Raw genomic sequence first — 19,750 nt, 5'->3', positions numbered from 1 at the left:
ACGCGGGAGGCGGCTTTTGTTCATATCGCGGACAGGCACCCACCGGGGCCATTTGGCGTCAGCCCGGGATGGCTTGCCGATGCAATGCGGTGCTGATGTCGCGCGCGGCCTCGCGCAGGAGCGGCACAAGGCGCGAGATGCGCTCTCCACCAAGCCGTGGCCGCGCAGCGATCACGCTGATCGCGGCGACGGGATGGCCCACGATGTCGCGCACAGGCACCGCCAGCACCCGCCGTTCGCTGTTCACCACACTGTCGGAACAGAGAAAGCCCTGCTCGCGGGCGCCCTCTGCCCCGCAGAGGATCTGGGATTCCGTGCAGCGCCAGTCGCCATAGCGGTCGGCGTTCTCGCGCAGAACCGCTTCCAGCCGTTCGGGCTTCATGTAAGCCATGATCGTGCGCCCGGCGACAGATACGCCAAGCGGACGGCGCGCACCCACCGCAACGCGACGCGCCTGAACCGGATAGGCGCCAAAGCGGCGATCAGCGTAGACTGAGTCATTGTGGGAGGGGACCGACAGGAATACTGAATCCCCGACGGTCTCAACCAACCGGTCAAGCACGGGGCTTGCCAGACGCGTGATTGGAAAGCGGTTGAAGGCCGCAAGCCCGAGCCAGGCCGCCTCGCTGCCCAATTGGTAGCGTCGCGAGCCGCGGGCGCGTTCCACGATCCCCTCGGTTTCAAGCGCCTTGAGGATCCGATGCGCCGTCGGATGCGACAGGTTGAGTGTCGCGGCAATATCCACCAGTTTTTCACCCTCGGCAGATCCGCTTGCCAGCATCCGCACCACTGCGAATGACCGATGGATACACTGCGTTCCCGAGGTTTCGCTGCGGATGCTACCGCCTTCAGCCGTTCTTGCCATGATGTTCCTCCCGCGCGGTCGTGCGCGCCTCTTGTTGTTCCAGACCACCCAGACCCGCCTCCAACAGATCATCAGTGGTCTTCTGCATGTGTTCCGCCAGCGCCGCCACGGCCCGGTCGGCGTCGCGTGCAAGTGTGCTTTCCACGATCTGCCGGTGTTCGGCATGAATATCGCGCCTGGCCTGCGCACCGGGCAGGATCATCCGCCGATACCGCTCGGCCTGCATGTAAAGAGACTCGCGCAGGCGCAGCCACCAGGGGCTTTCGCAGGCCGAGACCAGATCATCGTGGAACTGTGCGTGCAGGCGTGCCCAGTCCGGATGCATTCGCCCAAGGGGCGAGGCCGCGACATGTGACAACTGATGCCAGGTCGAGATCAGCCGCCCCTCCCAGGCGACCGAACCGCGCTCGATCGACTGGCGCAGGCACCGTGTCTCGATTTCGATCCGCACCCCCGTCAGATCGATGAGATCTGCCCGTGACACCGCCGCCACCACGAAGCCGCGCTGCGGAACTGCCTCGACCAGGCGGTCCGAGGTCAGCCGCGACAGGGCCTCGCGCACCGCGCCAACCGAGACCGAAAAGCGCATGGCCAGCGCATCAATTGCCAGCTTTGATCGCGGCGCATGACGCCCGTTCAATAGCTCTTCCTTGAGCGATTCATAGACCTGTGCGGTCCGACTGGCGGCTGCCATCAAGCTCCTCCGATTCGTGCCGCAGGTTCCTCCGCCGTCATCTCTAAATAAAAAGTATTTTCTTTGCAAAATATATTTTTTATCACAATGTCAGATCAGGTGATCGGTCCGAATACCGCTTTCCGCGATGTGAACAATCCGGCCGGGCCATCCTTGCAGACGCGGGCTCCATCATGAAACCGTGCCACCGACAGAGGAGGATCAATGATGACCAGCGCCGACTACCGACAGTTCATCCTGCCGATGAGCACACCGCGTATTGCGAACTCGCATGGTCTCGATCCTGTCACCTATTCGGCGCCGGTCCTGGCGACAGAGCGTGCAATTGCGCTGAAGGCTGCCTGGAAAGCCCTGCAGGATGCGCCCTATGTCGGCGTCACGCATGACGGGCAGGTAGAGGAAGGGCTATACCAGCTTGCCGACGAGGGCTTCGACCCGTCGCCAGCCGTTGACGCAGCACTGGCATTTCTTGCCTGCCTTGACGACGATCAGCGCGCGCGTGTGTGCCACGATATCGATGCCCCACAATGGCGCGGATGGTACAATCCTGAATTGGTCTTCAATACCGAAGGTGTCCGGCTGGAAACGATGACGGATGCCGCCCGTGATGCCTTCATGCAACTGATCGCTGCCTGCACGTCATCGCGGGGGTATGAGAAGATCCGGCAGCTGATGAAGGCGAACCTGTTTCTGGGTGAGCTTTATGATCTGACCAACGTCATGAACGAATGGTCCTACCATGTTCTGATCTATGGCGCGCCCTCCACCTCTACGCCCTGGGGCTTCAACTTCTATGGCCATCACATCGGGTTCAATTGCCTGATCATCGGGCGCCAGATGGTGATTTCGCCCACCTTCATGGGGACCGAGCCGAATGACATCGCCCTGAAAAGCGGCGAGTGCTTTGCGATGTTCAAGGCCGAAGAACGCAAGGGGCTGGCGCTGATGCAGTCACTGCCGCCTAAACTGCAGGCGCGGGCCACGATCTTCAAGCTGATGGAAGACCCGGCCATGCCGGAATGGCGCTTCAACTTTGCCGATCAGCGCCATCTGGGCGGGGCGTTCCAGGACAATCGTATTGTGCCGGTCGAAGGGGTCTGCGTGGCCGAGTTGGACGCCAGCCAACGCGCGGCGCTGCTGGATCTGTGCGAGACCTTCTACGAACACTGGCCCGATGGCCCACGCGCGGCGCGCATGGCGCAAATTGCCGCCCATCTCGACCGGACCTGGTTCAGCTGGATCGGGGGGCACGGCGACAACGACCCCTTCTATTTCCACATCCACAGCCCGGTCGTGATGCTGGAGTTCGACCACCACTCTGGCATGTGGCTTGGCAATACGGAGCCGGCAAAGTTCCATATCCATGTCATCTCGCGCCTGCCCAATGGCAATGACTACGGCAAGGCACTGCTGGCCCAATGGCGCGCGAGTCAGGCGGGATAAGAGGCCCGCTTGCGCCCTCTCCACTCCAGTTGCGGAACACAATACGGATGCCGATGACCACTCCCCCATCCCTCGCTGCGCGGCTGGATGACCCCTCACTCCTGCGGCAGGCGGCCCTTGTCGGCCCCCGCTGGCTTGCAGCCACATCCGACGACCTGGCCGTAACCAACCCTGCGAATGGCGAGGTCATCGGCCATGTCCCCGCGCTGACCGAAGCCGATGCCGAGGCGGCAATCGCTGCGGCGTCGGCGGCCCAAAAGGTATGGGCGGGCCGCACAGCACGCGACCGAGCCACGATCCTGCGGCGCTGGTACGACCTGATCCTGCAACATCAGGAGGACCTTGCCGCCATCCTGACCGCCGAACAGGGCAAACCCCTGCCAGAGGCGCGCGGGGAAATCACCTACGGTGCCAGCTTCATCGAATGGTTCGCCGAAGAGGCGCGCCGCGCCTATGGGGACATCGTTCCGGGCCATGCACCGGACAAGCGCATCCTCGTCATGAAGCAGCCCATCGGCGTTGTCGCCGCGATCACGCCCTGGAATTTTCCCAATGCGATGGTAACGCGCAAGGTGGGCCCGGCGCTGGCCGCAGGTTGCGCCATCGTCCTGAAACCCGCCTCCCAAACCCCGTTCTCGGCCATCGCGCTGGCGGTTCTCGCCGAACGGGCGGGCTTGCCTGCGGGACTGCTCTCGGTGCTGACCGGCTCGGCCCGACGCCTTGGCGCCGTGCTGACGCAGAGCCCGCAGATCCGCAAACTGAGCTTCACTGGGTCGACCGAGGTGGGGGCCGAGCTGTATGCCCAATGCGCCCCTACCATCAAGAAACTGGGCCTGGAGCTGGGCGGCAATGCGCCCTTCATCGTCTTTGATGACGCCGATCTCGATGCAGCGGTCGAGGGTTGCATCATTGCCAAGTTCCGCAACAACGGGCAGACCTGCGTCTGCGCCAACCGCATCTATGTTCAGGCCGGCATCCACGACGCCTTTGCCGCGCGCCTTTGCGACCGTCTTGCCGGAATGCAGACGGGCGACGGGTTCTCCCCGGGCGTCGCCTTCGGACCGCTCATTGACCGCGCGGCCGTGGACAAGGTTTCCGCCCATATCACGGACGCAACGGATCGTGGCGCGCGTCTGGCCTTGGGTGGTTACCCGCACAAACTGGGCGGCACCTTCTTTCAGCCCACGGTCCTGACCGGCGTTACCGCCGATATGGCCATCGCCCGCGAAGAAACCTTTGGCCCGGTCGCGCCGCTCTTTCGGTTTGAAACAGAGGGCGAGGTGGTCGCCGCGGCCAATGACACAGAATTTGGACTCGCCTCATACCTTTTCTCGCGCGACCTCTCGCGCGTCTGGCGTGTGTCCGAGGCGCTGGAATACGGCATCGTCGGCGTGAATACCGGGCTTGTCAGCACGGCCGAAGCGCCCTTTGGCGGGGTCAAGCTCTCGGGTCTGGGCCGAGAGGGCTCTCGCCACGGGCTCGACGACTATCTCGAACTCAAATACCTCTGCCTTGGGGGCATCGCATGAATTTCGTGACCTTTACGACCGAACAGGGACAGATGTGGGGCCTTGCCAAAAGCGGAGGCGTGGTGGCGCTGTCAGCACTGTTCCCTGACTACGCATCCCTGCGTGACGTGATCGCCGCGGGGCATCTGGCCGAGGTCGGAGAGGCGGGCGCCGACCTGCCCGTGACGCATCCGGATGGTCAATACCGCCTGGACCCACCCGTGCCCAATCCCGGCAAGATCCTGTGCGTGGGCGTGAACTTCCCTGACCGGAACGAAGAATACCGCGACGGCGCGCAAAACGCTGGCTACATGAGCCTGTTTCCCCGCTTTGCCCAGGGGTTCGTCGGCCATGGCGCCCCGCTGGTGCGCCCGCCCGAAAGCGAGCAACTGGATTACGAAGGCGAGATCGCGGTGATCATTGGTCGCCCCGGACGCCGCATCACCGAGGCCGAGGCGCTTGACCATATCGCTGGGCTCACGATCTGCAATGAAGGTACGATCCGCGACTGGCTGCGACATGGCAAGTTCAACGTGACACAGGGCAAGAACTGGGACCGCTCGGGTGCGATGGGCCCCTGGATGGTGCCCTTTACCGACCCCGCGCAGATCCTCGATGTACGGATTGAAACGCGTGTGAACGGCGAGTTGCGCCAGTCAGACCGGACGGGGCGGATGCTGCATCCGGTGGCCCGCCAGATCGCCTATATCTCAACCTTCTGCCGGCTGGAGCCCGGCGATATCATCGTGACTGGCACCCCGACCGGCGCCGGCGCCAGATTTGATCCACCGATCTGGCTACGCCCGGGCGACGAGGTTGAGATCACCGTCGAAGGAATAGGCACCTTGCAGAACGGAGTGTGCGACGAATGACCCCGCTTGACATTGACACCGCAGCGCGTGCCCTTTTCGAAGCCGAACGGACCCGCCGCCAGATCGGGCTGCTGAGCCTTGCCCATCCGGGTATAACACTTGACGATGCCTATGCCGTGCAGGCTGCACTTGTGGAGCTGAAGCGCGCGGCAGGGGCACGGATCGTCGGCTGGAAGATCGGTCTGACCTCGCGCGCGATGCAGGAGGCCCTTCAGATCGAAACACCGGATTCGGGCGTGATCTTCGACGACATGCTGTTTGAAGATGGTGGTACGGTTCCCGCCGGGCGCTTCATCCAGCCGAGGATCGAGGCGGAGATCGCCTTTCACATGGGCGCCGATCTGGCCGGGGTCAACGTCACCCGCGAGGATGTCATTGCCGCAACAGATTGGGTCGCGCCCAGCCTTGAGATCCTCGACACCCGCATCCTGCGGGGAGACCCTGTGACAAAGGCGCTGCGCAAGGTCACCGACACCATTTCGGACAATGCCGCCAACGCGGGGCTTGTGCTGGGACAGGCGCGCCATGCCATTGGCGAGCATGACCTGCGATGGGTCGGCGCCATCGTCAAACGCGATGGCATTGTCGAGGAGACCGGCCTTGGTGCGGGAGTGCTGGATGACCCTGTCACGGGCATCCTGTGGCTGGTCCATCGGCTTGCCCAGTTCGGGCAGGGTCTGTCGGCCGGGGACGTGGTATTGTCGGGATCGTTCATACGACCGGTCGAAGCCCCGTCCGGCAGCCGGTTCGTCGCTGACTTCGGGCCATTTGGAACAGTGACGACAACATTTGCATGAGGAACTGATGCCCGCACCGCACAACCATCTGAAATCACGGCTCGCAAAGGGCGAGGTCCTGCACGGCTGCTGGCTGGGCATGGCCGACCCCTACATGGCGCAGATCGCGGCGACTGCGGGCTTTGACTGGCTGCTCATTGACGGCGAACATGCGCCCAACGACATCCGCTCGATCATGGCACAACTGGCTGTGGTCGAGCCCAGCCCCTCGGCTGCGGTCGTGCGGCTGCCCGATGGCGATGCAGCAAAGATCAAGCAGGTGCTTGATATCGGCGCGCAGACAATCCTTGTTCCGATGGTCGAATCCGCCGAACAAGCCCGCGAGCTGGTGCGTGCCACCCGCTACGCCCCCCAGGGGTTCCGTGGCGTTGGCTCCGCACTTGCGCGGGCGTCGCGTTTTGCCGCGATCCCCGATTATCTGACGACCGCCAATGAACAGATCTGCCTTATCGTTCAGGTCGAGACCGTGGCGGGCATGGCTGCACTGGATGACATCCTTGGGGTTGAGGGCGTAGACGGCGTTTTCATCGGCCCCTCGGACCTTGCGGCTGACATGGGGCATCTGGGTCAGGCCGCGCATCACGCGGTGAAGACTGCGGTCTTGGGCGGCCTGCGCCGTATCCGGGAGGCCGGCAAGGCCGCAGGCGTTCTCGTCACCGATCCGGCGTATATCGACGACTGCCGCACGGCAGGGGCGAACTTCCTCGGCGTCGGCATCGATGTAACGATCTTTGCTGGGGCGATGCGCAGACTTGCGGCGGAAGTCGCGACCAAGAAGCCAACCATCTGACACACACCCCCTTTTGCACCCCATGACGCCCGCCCGGTTCAATTCGGGCGGGCGTCTGCGTTTTCATCCGGGGCAGCCCTTGAGCGAAACTCGGACGACCTCCACGAATGACGAATGCCCGGCCACCAAGGCCGGGCATCCTTTACTGAATGAATGCGTTACTTCACGAAGGCCGGCAGCCAAAGCGCAAGGGCCGGAAAGGTGAGGATCAGCGCCACGCGCAGAAAGTCCGAGATGATAAAGGGGGTCACACCTTTGAAGATCTGCATCACCGGCACCTTGGGGAGCATCGCGCGCAAAACGAACACGTTCAGCCCGACTGGAGGCGTGATCATGCTGATCTCGACAACGACAACGGTGACGATCGCCCACCAGACCAGATCGTATCCCAATCCCGCGATGATCGGTGCGATGATCGGCACCGTCAGGAAGATCATCGCGAAACCGTCCATCAGGCAGCCGAGCATCAGGTAGAACAGCACAAGCATCAGCACGACCATCATCGGCGCCATGTTGAGCGACTGGATGAACTCGATCGCACGGCCGGAGATGCCCGACAGGTTGATGAACTGGTTCAGCACCATCGCCCCTGCCGCGACGATGAAGATCATGGTCGAGATGCGTGCGGTCTCGATCAGGCTGCTTGTGAACACCTCCCAGGTCAGCTTGCGGCGGATGACGACGAAGAGGAAGGCACCGCCGGCACCGATGCCGCCAGCCTCGGTTGCCGTGAACCAACCACGCGAGAGGCCAACCATGATCAGCAGAAACAGCACCACCACACCCCAGATCGGTCCGATGGACTGCACGCGCTCGGCCATGGTGTAGCTCGGTCCCTTGGGTGCCCAGTGTGGCAGGAAACGGGCAACAAGGATCATCACGACCACATAGACCAGCACCTGTAACAGGCCAGGGATGATGCCCGCGACGAACAGCTCGCCCACACTCGTCTCGGTGAGAAGGCCATAGATGATCAGCGCGCCGGACGGCGGGATCAGAATACCCATCGTGCCGCCCGCCGCGACCGAACCCGCCGCAAAGCCCGGATTGTACTTGGCCTTTTCCAGCTCAGGAATGGCGATCTTGGCCATCGTTGCTGCAGCCGCGGCCGACGAGGCACACATGGCGGCAAAACCGCCGCACGCCACGATCGTCGCAACACCCACACCACCAGGCAGATGCCCCATCCAGCGCTTTGCCATCGTGAACAGGTCATTTGCCATGCCCGCACGCACGATGAACACGCCCATCAGGATGAACAGCGGAAGGACCGAGAACTGATAGTTGAAGGCCAGGTTCATCACCTGCTGTTCCGAAACGGCCAGTGCCGCCGAAATACCGCGCGGGTGCAGCACCGAGATACCTGCCGCGCCGGTTACCAACATGGCTAGCCCAAGCGGAAACCGGGTAAAGCCGATCAGGAAGATCAGTGTTCCAAAGATCACGAGGCTGAGCATCATTTATCCTTCGCAGCAAGAGCACCCGGCGCTTCCTGGGCCAATGGTTCTTGCGATTGGGGCCCAAACAGCGTCTGGACGGCAAACCAGCAGGCGATCAGCGTGAAGCCGAAGGCTGCATAGACCCAAGGTGCAACCGCCATCTCGAAGTAAACGGTGGTGGTTTCAAAGCGGAAAAGCCGCCCGGCCTGATCGTAGATCATCCAGGAAAACACCAGCATCGCGACGATCTCGATGATCTGGGTCACAAAGCGCTCGATACGCTGAAGCAGGGGGCTGTAGAAGTCGGTAAACAATCCCACCCGGATATGTGCATCCGCCTTGATCACCAGCGGAATCGAGGCAAAGAAGAACAGCATCAGCAAATGAGAGACGATCTCGTTTCCGCCGGGAAGGGGAAGACCGAGCTTGCGCCCGATGCTGTCCAGAAAGGCGACCAGCGCCATCAGGCAAATAGCAAGGCCCGCCACGGTCATGCACGCGATCTCGAGCGTGCGGTTCAGTTTCTTGATCATTCAGGTTCCACCTGTTCGTGACCGGCCCCGCATCGACGCGGGGCCGAGGGATCGGGGATCTCAGTTCGCCGGTTGCGCGGCAAGCTCGCGCTCCAGCACAGAACGGTAGAAGGCCAGAACCTCGTCCGGGTTCTCGATACCGCGCTCTTTCGCCGAGGCTTTCCAATCCTCGATGCTGCGGGCAAGGCGATCGTTCAGCTTTGCCAGTTCGTCGCCCTCGAAGACATGGGTGGGGATGCTTGCGATTTTGGGGGCGAGCTCGGCCTCCTCATGATCGGCGGCAGCACCGGCAGCGGCCGGGATTGCCTGCGCGGCGCGGGTGATGGCGGCGCGCTCCTCATCCGTCAGGCTATCCCAGCGTTCCTGCGCGATGAAAACCGAGAAGGAGAGAGAGCCAAGGCCACCCGGCACATTGGTGATGCTTTTCACATTGTCGAGGATGCGCGCGCCATCGGCCGAGCCAGGCGTCATGATCACGGCATCGACCGTGCCTTTCGAGACGTATTCGAACAGGTCGGTGAACTCGGAGTTGACTGGCACGGCACCCAGGGCCTTTGCGACCCCTGTCAGACGTCCGGGCGGCGACCAGAGCTTGACGCCCGCAAACGCATCGACACTGTCCACTGTCTTGTCAGACACAGAGAGCACCTGTCGGCCCGGCAGCACCGTGGTGGCCAGCACGTGAACGCCCTTGAACTCGCCAATCGGGGCGAAATACTTCTGGTACGTTTCCCACAATGCGATCGATGCCGCGCGCGACGAGGGCGAGTTCAGCGGAAGGTCCGCGATCTGGTTCAGCGCAACCATCTGGCGCACCGTGCCGGAAGAGGCCAGCGCCATGTCGGCGATGCCGTCACGCACCATTTCATACTGGCGGTCCGAGGGAGCCAGCGTGGTGTCCGGTATGGTCACGGTTACCGACCCGTTGGTTTCCTTCTCGATCGCCTTGGCGAAGTTCTCGATCGCATTCTGGCGGAGCTCGTCATGCGGCGGCAGGAACGCGTTGAAGATCAGGTTGGTTTCGGCCGTCAGCACGGAAGGTGCGAGGGCGAGGACCGATGTGGCAATCAGTTTGCCGAATGTGTTCATGGAGACCTCCCTATTTGCGACCCAGGGCAAGGCCGCTCTCCGCCTGTCATGCTGGTCGCTTTGGCCCGGCACTCCAAGGACGGGCGACGATAACTTTCACAATGCGGAATGCAAGAAAGGCCACACCGCTTGCCCATAAGAACGGCGAAGGCCGGCCCTGGGGGGGGCCGGCCTCGTGCATGCGCGCTCTTCTGCAATCAGATCCCGAAAAACTTCTCGGCATTGCCGTGGAAAATCTTTTCCTTGGCGGTTTCGCTGATATCCAGCGCCTCGACCGTGGGCACGCCGTCGAAGAACCAGTCCTTCCGGATCGGATAGGACGCGCCGTAGAGGATGTTATCCTCGCCCAGCACCTCTACCGCGCACTCAAGCTGCTTCTTGCCCCATTGCGGCGGCCCCGAAATATCGAAGAACAGGTTGTTCTTCAGTTTGTCGCGCAGGTTGGAATTGGCGGTGTCAAACCGGTCCACCGCATCGCCATAGGCATGGCGCGGCTTGGGAACCAGCATGTCGACAAAGGCGAAGAAGCCGCCCCCCAGCATCGAATGGCTGAGACGCAGGTTCGGGAACCGGTCGAACATGCCCGAGAACAGTTCGCGCCCGACAGCGGTGCCCTGCGCGATGCATCGGCCATACTGGCGGCGCTGGTTGTTGAAGCTGAGGATCGAGCCATAGTCCACCGGAAGCGGGGTATGGTGAACCACAACCGGGACCTTGCGGTCGTTGATGAACTCGAAATACGGGTAGAACGCCTCGTCATCGAGGAAGATGTCGCCGTATTTGCACGCCATCTGGACACCCTTGAAGCCCAGTTGGTCGATGCAGCGCTCGACCTCGGCGATCATCGTCTTGTCGCCCCACGGCGGGCAAACGGCCAGTGCGGTAAACCGTCCGTTGCTGCGCGCGACGTAGTCGGCCAGACCATCATTGATGCGCTTGGACGCCTCGAGATCCAGCCATTCCTGCCAGACGGGGATACGGAACACAGCATGGTCGATGCCAGCCTTGTCCATATCCTCAAGCTGGCTCTCGATCGAGTACTGGCCCTCGGCGTAGTTGATGTTCACGTAGCCCTTCGGCTCTTCGATGATGATCTGACGAAGGTTCTTGCCTTCGATCGGCGTCATGCTGACGTGGATATTGTTCTGCCGCGGAATGCAGCGCATCATCTTTTCACGCAGGTCGTCATCGGTGAACAGCGTATCGGGCAGCCAGTGCATGTTGGCGTCGATCACGCGTCGTTTGGGTTGGGTCGCCATTGCTTTGTTTTCCTCGACTTCAAATGGTTAGCGGATGTCGGCCTTTGCCGCCACGCGCTGCATCGTTTCCTCGGTGAACACGGGCTTGAAGGCACCCGGCTCTTTCTGGTCGTCGGGCCGCTTCATGCCGGCCATGCGGTGATATTCCATGAACAGCGCCTCGACCTCGGCGCGCGGAATGACGTCGTCGATATTGTCGAAGGGCTTGCCGCCCGAGCGTTCCTCGACAAGGCGGCGGATCACCTCGGGGCCCTCGCCCCGATTGGCGATGACCAGCCGGTTGACGCTCTCGCGCCGCGCGGCCTCATAGGCTTCCAGCGCCTCGACCGGATCCGCAATCTCGGCTAGTTTTTCTGCGATGACGCGAGAGTCGACCAGAGCCTGACAGACGCCATTGCCGCCCCGCGGATACATCGCATGGGCTGCATCACCCAGCAGGGTCACACGCCCGAACGACCATTGCTCAAGCGGATCATTGTCGATCAGCGGATAGATATAGACCTCACGCGCAGAGCGGATCATCTCGCCCACATCGAGGAAATCGAGCTTCACATCGTCGAAAACATGCGCGATTTCGTCGGGTTGGATGCGCACATTCCAGTCCTCAAGGCCCTTGGGCTTACCGTATTGTTCGCAAACCCAGTTGATCAGCTGATTACCCTGACCATCAACGTCATTGGCAATCGGATAGACGATGAGGCTGCCCTGACGGCCCGGATCGCCGATATGCAGGATCGACCCGCCGTCGCGGAAGGGCGGCATGACGGTCACGCCGCGCCACATCGCAACGCCCGAGTAATGTGTACGCGTGCTGGTCGGAACAAGTTGCTTGCGGACGGCCGAGTGAACGCCATCGACCCCGATGACGATATCGTGGCGCACGGTTGCGGGCACGCCCTCTGCATCCTCGAAATAGAGCGTCACGCCGGTCTCGTCCTGCTCGAACCGTGACAACCGCGCGCCATAGGTGATGGCATCAGTGCCCAGTCGTTCGTTCACCGCATCCAGCAGCATGAACTGGAATGTCCCGCGATGCACAAAGCGCTGCTCGTGATCATAGCCGATGTGCTTTCCGCACTTTTCAGAAAAGATCTCTTGCCCGTAACCCGTATAGAAGATTGACGTTTTCGCCTCGACCGAGATCTTGCGGAATTCGTCCAGCAGGCCAAGTTCGGTCACTTCCTTTGTGCCATATACCTTGATGTCGATGCCGACACCCAGTGGCTTCAGGTCGGGCACGGCTTCATAGATCTTGGGGCGAAAGCCCTTCTGATGCAGCCTCAGCGCCGTAGCCAGCCCGCCGGGGCCAGCGCCGATGATGGCGATATCGAGCATTTCTCATTCCTCCGTGCTGACCGCGGCCCACGCCTTTGGCCATCCTGTCGCCGCGGCAAGGCGCGGCCTGATCCATGGGAACGACACTGACCGCAACATCCGTCGCTGCGCCACGACATTTCCCGTGAATGTTCATATTGCGGAAGGGGGCGGCAAGGCAGGGCGGCAGCGTAAGAGCCAAGGGTAATCGCAAGGGCCAGATCGAACCCAGAGGCATCGCGTGGCGCCGTATTGAGGGTAAACACCTTCGACTTGATGGGTACCGCGATCATGCCCATCTCGTCGACATTCCACGCGACCCCACCAAACCAGCCGCCTCGGTTGATGCAGCATCACATTGCGGACATCAGATCCTGGGCACCGACGCGATAATGCCTGCCTTGATGAACGACAGTACGGCGGCCGGTTATCGCTCCGGGCCGCCGTATGTTTTTGGTCAGTATCGCCGCTCGTGCCCCGCGACAGGCTTGAATGGCAACATCTGCAGGACTGGTGAAAGGCCAATCAACGGCTTTGTTCGAACAACCAGTCTCTGATCGCCGGGATGTCATAGGCGTAGATCCAAGTGCGGACATGACCCGCTCCACCGCCGCCTTGACCATTCAACAGGACCGAACCCGCCACAAATGGCGTAAAATAGACCTCAGCCTCGCCTGCTCCTGCACGGATTTCAGCAACCGCCGCAGCCATTTCCGACGGGTCAGCCTTGGCGTCCAGCGTGCCGCGAACGACCCGCTTGCCGCTTGCCTCAACAGCGTCCATGATCGCGCCCATGCCGGGGAATGCCTTGGCATCATCCTCAGACACGACGCCCCAGAACGCGCCCGTCGGCGGGGCTTCGATGGCTGGGTCCCACTGCCCGGCCACACAGAGTGTCGCGGCAAAGAGATCGGGATGCCTGATCCCGAGGGCAAGCGATGTCATGCAGCCACCCGACTGACCGGTCGTATAGAGGCGGTTTGCGTCGATGGAATACTCTTGCTGCAAGGCTGTCAGCAGTCTCGGCAACATCTCGACATAGGGCGAAACCTGCGCCGCATCATTGACCAGCGCCGCAGGAATCTGCGGGGCAAGGACGAAGGAAGGATGCCGGGCCTGGTCTTCGGGGCTTGCAAAGGACACGGCACCAAGCCCTTGTTGCAGGGTCCGACGCGGATTTGATCCGGTCACCCCGGCGTCATGCAGGAACATGACCAGCGGATAGCTTTTTGCCGGATCGTAACCTTCGGGGATATAAAGGTTGTAGTCGAGCTGAAGTCCGCTTTCCGGATCGGTGAAGCGGAAAGTCTGGAAGTCGTCAACGATTAGGTTCTGCACCCGCGTCGACAGAACACCTTTGGCGCCCGGTTCCAGTGTCACGCCCTCGGCCGAGATCGGCCCGGTCATATGGACGGCAACCGCCACGCTTCTATCTATATTTGCGCCGAAGACGACCGAAGCCTCATCGGCGGGATCAAGCGCAAGTATGACAAATCGTCCATCCGCTTCCGGCGCGGAAACATCGGCGCGAGCTGCGACCTTGACCGCCGTGACAGTACGGTCGTCAACGATGAAACTTGTTGCCGGCAGGCTTCCAGCCTTGACAGGTGCTGCCAGTTCTACGATCGCAGCCGTGACATTCTGGCTGTCACCAAAGACTTCGGTGACGGCCGTGACCGATGTGATCGATGCATCGTAGAAAACTGTCGAGTTCATCTTCGGCCCTGCATCCGGTGGCGCCGTCTGGGCAATGGCTGAAGATGCCATAAGGAACAGGGCAAGGGCGGATATGCGCAGCATTGAGACTTCCTTGTGATGGTGATGGTGCAGGTTCAATGTCGACTTAGACGTTGCTTGCCCGCGATTCCGTCGCGCCTCCTTCGCTGTGCAAGGAAATCGCCCGTGCGGCGCCGGTTCAGGATTGCAGTGTGTGCAAGAGCGTGTGAAAGGTGAACCGCGCCGGTTATGCCGGAGGCTCCAACTCCTGAGTAGGATGGAGCATCATGAGCAAGACGACGAACAAGCTTTCCCCTGAAGTGGGTGAACGCGCGGTGCGTCTGGTCTTCGACAACGAGGGTCAGCATGGTTCGCGCTGGAAGGCGATCGTGTCGATTTCCGCGAAGATCGGCTGTTCTGCCCATACCCTGAACAAATGGATGAAGAAGGCCGAGGTGGACAGCGGCAAACGGGCGGGCATCCCGACCGAGGTGGCCGTGAAGTTGAAGGCGCTGGAACGCGAGAACCGCGAGCTGCGCCAGGCGAACGAGATCCTGCGCAAGGCCAGTGCGTATTTTGCGATGATCGAAGGCAGTGCGGCATCGCTTCGAGCGCTGCCAGAGATGCTCGACCGCCGGTCGAAGTGATGGTGGGTTTCATCGACGCGCTCCGGGATGCGCACGGGGTCGAGCCGATTTGCAGTGTGCTGCCGATTGCCCCGTCAACCTATTATAAACATCTGGCCAAGCGGGCCGACCCGGCGCGGCTGTCGGACCGTGTGCGCCGGGATGAGGCTCTGCGCCCCGAGATCCTTCGGGTCTTCGAAGAGAACTGGCGGGTCTACGGCGTCCGGAAGATCTGGCGGCAGCTTGGCCGCGAGGGCTTCGATGTCGCGCGCTGCACCGTCGCGAGATTGATGAATGACCTAGGCATTCAAGGCATTATCCGGGGCAAGCCGCATCGCACGACGGTCCCGGACAAGAAGGCGCCGTGTCCGCTGGACAAAGTGAACCGTCAGTTTCGCGTGCCTGCGCCCAACATGCTTTGGGTGTCAGACTTCACCTATGGCGCGACATGGAGAGGCTTCGTCTATGTAGCATTCGTCATCGACGCCTACCCGGGCGATCCTTGAGGACACGGTGTTTCTCGTCGATGGGCCGCTGGGAATCTTTGGGGAGCCGGCAAGCCTCCATCGACCGATCATGAAAATGATCAACAAGGTTCGCTCGAATGTACGCGGCACGCCGCCTCTCGTGATCGGCGTCACGAAGTCCGGGCGTGTCGTCGAGCACGGCAAGCTCATCCAGCCCATGCTTCTCGAGAGCTTCCCTCGCGGGCGCACGGTCCTGCTGCCGATCAGCGATCCTTACCGTTATGCCTATATCGATCTCGGCGCCAAGAACCCGGACTCGAATTTCGGCAACGATACCCATTACGGGCAGGCCTTCCTGGTCCGCAGCGCGAATGACCGAATTTTCGAATTGAATATCGCTTATCCTTTCGCGACCAAGGTTGCCGGCTTCCAGAACCAGAAGGTTGATCTAGCTGCCTACGGCAACGACATCGGCCGGGCCATAGGGGTCCTGGAAGTGTTCGAGACCGAACTCTATGAAGATGCGAACATCGTTCAGCATCTGGCCCATCGATGCGCGTCGATCTCGCATCGTCCGGCAGGACGGACTCTCGATCTCTTTGTCAGATCCATCATCGGAACCTGAACACCTAGGCCAATGGTTTGTCCTGCGGCATCAAGCGAACGACCGTTTCGCAGCGTGCTGCCTTGCAGAAAGTCTTGGCTGACGAACGGCAGCTCTGGGCCGACCCGCGCATGGCACGACGGTCGGCGGGGCAGTTACAGGTCGATCCCCTCCGACAGGGCCAACGCATCCTCGATGTCGACGCCGAGGTAGCGCACCGTGCTGTCCATCTTCGTGTGGCCCAGCAGCAACTGGACGGCGCGCAGGTTGCCGGTCTTCTTGTAGATCTGCGCGACCTTGGTGCGCCGCATCGAATGCGTGCCGTAGGCGCTCGTTTCGAGGCCCAGCGACATCACCCAACCCCGGACGATCCGCGCATACTGTCGCGTGGACAGATGCGGGCTGCCATGGATCCGGCTGGGCCACAGGAAATCGAGCCCGATCATTTCGGGGTCGCGGATCCAACTTTCGAGCGACAGTCGGGTGGTTTCGGTGATCTCGAAGCGGACCGGCTTGCCCGTCTTGCTCTGGATCATCGAGGCGCGTTCCTTGACCCGTCCGGCGGCGAACACGTCCCGGACCCGCAGGGCGACGAGGTCGCAGCCGCGAAGCTTGCTGTCCACGGCCATGTTGAACAGCGCGAGGTCGCGCGGGTTGCCCGCCATCTCGAGGCGGACCCGGATAGACCAGACGTGCCGCGGCAGGAGCGGGCGTTTCTGACCGATGATGCGGCCCTTGTTCCAGGCAACGCGAGCAGGACGAAGGGCGGGGAGAAAATCGGCGGGCATGAGTATACCTCCTGTCCACAGGGCCCACCCTTCTTCAGTCATGCCGACGACCACAGGATACCACGTTTCGGGCCAGGAGTGGGGGCACCGGGCGGAAAGCAGCCCCTTCGTGCAAGACTCGTTCCCGTGCTAGACAGCCGCTAAGTTAGGCCTCGTTCAGTCGAACTGCCGCTCGCCAAAGCCCTGGTGTTGTTCCTAGCCACCTTCTGAAAGCGTTCACAAAAGCGCTGGCGGTCGCGTAGTCAAGGGTTGCAGCGATATCGGCAATGCTCAGGTCGCCCAACCTCAGAAGGTCTTTCGCTGCCGCCTTGCGGACATCATCCTTGATCACTTCGAACGTGGTCCCTTCGTCCCGAAGACGGCGGCGCAAGGTGCGTGGGTGTAATCCCAGACGGTCGGCAACGGTCGTCATCCCGGCGCGACCCATCAGCATCGCCGGGCGCAGCATGTGCCGGACATGGTCGGCAAGCGACAGCGGATGGCCTTCGGCCGCTTCAAGCAGCCGTGTCAGGGCAAGGTCATGCAAGATCGGATCGGCCTCCGGCAGGGGAAGGTCAAGAGAGGCCGAACGCAACACTAGCCCCGTCTGAATCTGGCCGAAACGGACCGGGCAGCGTCCAAGCCGGTGGTAGGGCGTCGGATCAACCGGGGCGGACCGCGTCACGAAAATTTCTTCGGGCTTCACCGCCCCACCTGTCAGTTCCGCGACAAGATTGCTACCGACTGCAAGGACAAGATCATAGATCTGAGGCGAAACCCGGGCCGAGTGGTCATAGACGCCATAGCCAAGAATGACGTCGCGATCCGACCGCATCAGGTAGACGGCGCCTCCGGTCGAGTTGCGGCTCTGGAAGGCCGCAAAATCGCCGATCGCATCACCCAAGGTAGAGGCGCGTCGCAGGACCACGCCAAGGGGGCCGAGCGCTGCCAGTGTCTGGCACTTTCCCAAAAGAATACCGAAGTCTTCCCGCCCGGTCAGTCGACTGGCATTGTCGAGGACCGAAAGAAAAGCTGAGTAGGGAACAAAGGTATCCGGCCTGATGTCGTCTGCCTTTATCCCGGTCCCGTCAAGCACCGCTGCGAGGTTGGTGCCGAAGTCGTCTAGCAGGTCCGGCAAAAGCAAGAGCGAAGCAGCGCGCTGACGGGCCGCCGGCAGGTTCGCATTGGTCATGTCTGTCCTCAAATCACAACGACGCTTCCCTGACACCGACTAACGTTCGGGTGACAGTGAGTCGAGCGTGGGGGACCGCAAAATGAAAACTTCGACACTGGCCGTTGTGGCAAGATTGATGCTGGGTGTGGCAATGGCCGCTGCAGCGATGGCCGCGCAGGCCGACACCTACAAGATGACGACCGAGATCGCGCCTGGCGTTGCCACGCCCGACACGCTCGAGACGTCCATCGGGACCCTGAAGCTGAACGACGGCTTCCCGACCGAAGAAACCCAGGCGACGGTATGGGACAACCTTGACCGTTCGCGCGCCCTGCAGGCCTACCTTCTGGCAATCCCGATCGTGAACCAGGCCGGAATGCGCGACAGCCTGCTGAGGTTCGGCCCGGTCAACAAGACCAACGTGATCTGGGAAAACCTTGTCGATGCGCGCACGGTCGAGCTGACCGCGAACGACAACACGATCTACAACTTCATCTGGCTGGATACCAAGAACGGCCCGATGGTCATCGAGATTCCGCCCAAGGTGCTGGGATCGTTCAACGATTTCTGGTACAGGTGGGTGGCTGATGTAGGCATCACGGGGGCCGACAAGGGCGCAGGCGGAAAGTACCTTATCCTGCCTCCGGGCTACACTGGCGATGTGCCTGACGGCTACACCGTGGTGCGGCCGGCCACCTATGGGCTCTGGACCTTCTTCCGGGCCTTCCTTGTGGACGGCAAGACCGAACCGGGCGTGCAAGGTGTCAAGGACCATCTCAAGATCTATCCGCTTGCCGAAAAGGACAACCCGACGCCGGCCACGCTGGTCAATGCCTCGGGCATCCCGTCGAACTTCGTGATGCCGACGGATTACTCGTTCTGGGAACTCCTGAACACGGTGATCCAGGAAGAGCCGCCCGAGGGGTCGGACCCGACCACGCTCGGCCTCTTCGCCTCGATCGGGATCGAGAAGGGAAAGCCCTTCGCGCCGGATGAACGCATGGAGGCGATCCTGACGGATGCGGCGAACATCGGTGCGGTGACCGCACGCGCTCTGGCACTGGACATCCGGGGGCGGGACCCGTTCTTCTACCCGGACAGCAAGAGCAGCTGGAGACTGCCGTTCTTCGGCGGCTACAGCTTCCAGTCGCAGCCCGGCGTGTCCAACCTCGACGGCGCGGTCTTCTACTACATGTTCGCCACTGGCGTCACACCCGCGATGGAAGCGAAGATGGTCGGCCAAGGATCGCAGTATCCTTGGACTGCGCTTGATGCGGACGGCAATCCGTTTGACGGAGGCAAGACCTATCGGCTGACCCTGCCCAAGGATGTGCCGGTCAAGGACTTCTGGTCCGTGATCGTCTATGATGTGCAGACCCGCTCGATGCTGCAGACCGACCAAGTGCGACCAAGCGTGTCGAGCCAGGACACGGACCTGCAGGTGAATGCCGACGGCTCGGTCGACATCTACTTCGGCCCCACAGCACCCGAGGGCAAGGAAAGCAACTGGGTCCAGACGATCCCCGGCAAGGGCTGGTTCACGTTGTTGAGGCTCTACGGTCCGCTGGAGCCTTGGTTCGACAAGAGCTGGCGCCCGGGCGAGATCACGATAGTGAAATAGTGGGCTGAGTATCCACTTACCTCAAGGGGAACGATCGTCCGCTATGGGCCGTCCGCCCCGTTCTGCCAAGCTGATCGCAGCCGCGAACACGAGGAAATCCGGTTCGATCGAAGGGCTCGTGGACGAGAAACGGCAGTAGCGCTTCGCGAGCGCCTAAAGGACCCCGCCGAAC

General features: G+C 61.8%; 17 protein-coding genes, 1 pseudogene and 1 other annotated feature. Of the genes and pseudogenes, 8 read left to right on the top strand and 10 right to left on the bottom strand.

What is annotated here, in order from left to right:
• Positions 1-58 precede the first annotated feature (58 nt).
• Positions 59-865, bottom strand: a complete 807-nt coding sequence (locus tag FQU74_RS00890; RefSeq protein ID WP_158635495.1) for an IclR family transcriptional regulator — start codon at positions 863-865, stop codon at positions 59-61.
• Positions 849-1,559, bottom strand: a complete 711-nt coding sequence (locus tag FQU74_RS00885) for a GntR family transcriptional regulator (protein ID WP_146284471.1) — start codon at positions 1,557-1,559, stop codon at positions 849-851. Before FQU74_RS00885 ends, FQU74_RS00890 begins: the two co-directional genes overlap by 17 nt.
• A gap of 204 nt (positions 1,560-1,763) precedes the next feature.
• Here FQU74_RS00885 and FQU74_RS00880 point away from each other — a divergent pair, with 204 nt between their 5' ends.
• The 5 genes from FQU74_RS00880 to FQU74_RS00860 are packed head-to-tail and all read left to right on the top strand — an operon-like array spanning position 1,764 to position 6,969.
• Complete coding sequence (locus tag FQU74_RS00880; protein WP_206664977.1) at positions 1,764-3,002, top strand: DUF3500 domain-containing protein; 1,239 nt, start codon at positions 1,764-1,766, stop codon at positions 3,000-3,002.
• A 53-nt stretch (positions 3,003-3,055) separates the two neighbouring features.
• Complete coding sequence (locus FQU74_RS00875) at positions 3,056-4,531, top strand: NAD-dependent succinate-semialdehyde dehydrogenase (protein ID WP_146284469.1); 1,476 nt, start codon at positions 3,056-3,058, stop codon at positions 4,529-4,531.
• A complete protein-coding gene (locus FQU74_RS00870; protein ID WP_146284467.1) occupies positions 4,528-5,382 on the top strand; it encodes a fumarylacetoacetate hydrolase family protein in 855 nt (284 codons plus the stop codon). Before FQU74_RS00875 ends, FQU74_RS00870 begins: the two co-directional genes overlap by 4 nt.
• Positions 5,379-6,179, top strand: a complete 801-nt coding sequence (gene hpaH / locus FQU74_RS00865; RefSeq protein WP_146284465.1) for a 2-oxo-hept-4-ene-1,7-dioate hydratase — start codon at positions 5,379-5,381, stop codon at positions 6,177-6,179. The genes FQU74_RS00870 and hpaH overlap by 4 nt, the downstream gene beginning before the upstream one ends.
• 7 nt (positions 6,180-6,186) lie before the next feature.
• A complete protein-coding gene (locus FQU74_RS00860; RefSeq protein WP_146284463.1) occupies positions 6,187-6,969 on the top strand; it encodes an HpcH/HpaI aldolase family protein in 783 nt (260 codons plus the stop codon).
• 158 nt (positions 6,970-7,127) lie between these two features.
• On the opposite strand, the gene FQU74_RS00855 is transcribed toward FQU74_RS00860, so the two are convergent.
• The 6 genes from FQU74_RS00855 to FQU74_RS00830 form a co-directional block, all read right to left on the bottom strand.
• Complete coding sequence (locus FQU74_RS00855) at positions 7,128-8,429, bottom strand: TRAP transporter large permease (protein ID WP_146284461.1); 1,302 nt, start codon at positions 8,427-8,429, stop codon at positions 7,128-7,130.
• A complete protein-coding gene (locus tag FQU74_RS00850) occupies positions 8,426-8,941 on the bottom strand; it encodes a TRAP transporter small permease (protein ID WP_146284459.1) in 516 nt (171 codons plus the stop codon). Before FQU74_RS00850 ends, FQU74_RS00855 begins: the two co-directional genes overlap by 4 nt.
• 60 nt (positions 8,942-9,001) lie before the next feature.
• Positions 9,002-10,030, bottom strand: a complete 1,029-nt coding sequence (gene dctP / locus FQU74_RS00845; protein WP_146284458.1) for a TRAP transporter substrate-binding protein DctP — start codon at positions 10,028-10,030, stop codon at positions 9,002-9,004.
• A gap of 197 nt (positions 10,031-10,227) precedes the next feature.
• Positions 10,228-11,289, bottom strand: a complete 1,062-nt coding sequence (locus FQU74_RS00840; protein WP_146284456.1) for an amidohydrolase family protein — start codon at positions 11,287-11,289, stop codon at positions 10,228-10,230.
• A 27-nt stretch (positions 11,290-11,316) separates the two neighbouring features.
• On the bottom strand, positions 11,317-12,624 hold the full coding sequence (locus FQU74_RS00835) for an FAD-dependent monooxygenase (RefSeq protein WP_146284454.1): 1,308 nt from the start codon (positions 12,622-12,624) through the stop codon (positions 11,317-11,319).
• Between the two features lie 504 nt (positions 12,625-13,128).
• Positions 13,129-14,319, bottom strand: coding sequence for a prolyl oligopeptidase family serine peptidase (locus FQU74_RS00830; RefSeq protein WP_158635494.1), 1,191 nt, complete (start codon positions 14,317-14,319; stop codon positions 13,129-13,131).
• A gap of 287 nt (positions 14,320-14,606) precedes the next feature.
• On the opposite strand from FQU74_RS00830, the pseudogene FQU74_RS00825 reads away from it, so the two are divergent.
• Positions 14,607-15,436: pseudogene (locus FQU74_RS00825) on the top strand (IS3 family transposase); the annotation flags it as partial.
• Positions 14,888-15,040, top strand: a sequence feature (AL1L pseudoknot). (Overlaps the previous pseudogene by 153 nt.)
• 22 nt (positions 15,437-15,458) lie before the next feature.
• Positions 15,459-16,037 (top strand): hypothetical protein, encoded by a 579-nt coding sequence (locus FQU74_RS00820; RefSeq protein WP_146284450.1) that lies wholly within the window; start codon positions 15,459-15,461, stop codon positions 16,035-16,037.
• Positions 16,038-16,171: 134 nt separating this feature from the next.
• On the opposite strand, the gene FQU74_RS00815 is transcribed toward FQU74_RS00820, so the two are convergent.
• Together FQU74_RS00815 and FQU74_RS00810 are read right to left on the bottom strand one after the other, a co-directional pair.
• Positions 16,172-16,804, bottom strand: a complete 633-nt coding sequence (locus tag FQU74_RS00815; protein WP_146284448.1) for a tyrosine-type recombinase/integrase — start codon at positions 16,802-16,804, stop codon at positions 16,172-16,174.
• 145 nt (positions 16,805-16,949) lie between these two features.
• Positions 16,950-17,975, bottom strand: a complete 1,026-nt coding sequence (locus tag FQU74_RS00810) for an AraC family transcriptional regulator (RefSeq protein ID WP_146284446.1) — start codon at positions 17,973-17,975, stop codon at positions 16,950-16,952.
• 82 nt (positions 17,976-18,057) lie between these two features.
• Here FQU74_RS00810 and FQU74_RS00805 point away from each other — a divergent pair, with 82 nt between their 5' ends.
• Positions 18,058-19,578, top strand: coding sequence for a DUF1254 domain-containing protein (locus FQU74_RS00805; protein WP_146284444.1), 1,521 nt, complete (start codon positions 18,058-18,060; stop codon positions 19,576-19,578).
• The last annotated feature ends 172 nt before the right edge of the window (positions 19,579-19,750 follow it).

The sequence above is a fragment of the Gemmobacter aquaticus genome (assembly GCF_007859075.1).
In the GTDB taxonomy this organism is placed as follows: Bacteria; Pseudomonadota; Alphaproteobacteria; order Rhodobacterales; family Rhodobacteraceae; genus Gemmobacter; species Gemmobacter aquaticus.
Note: the sequence above shows the minus strand (reverse complement) of the source record. Positions and strands in the feature narration are given on the sequence as shown.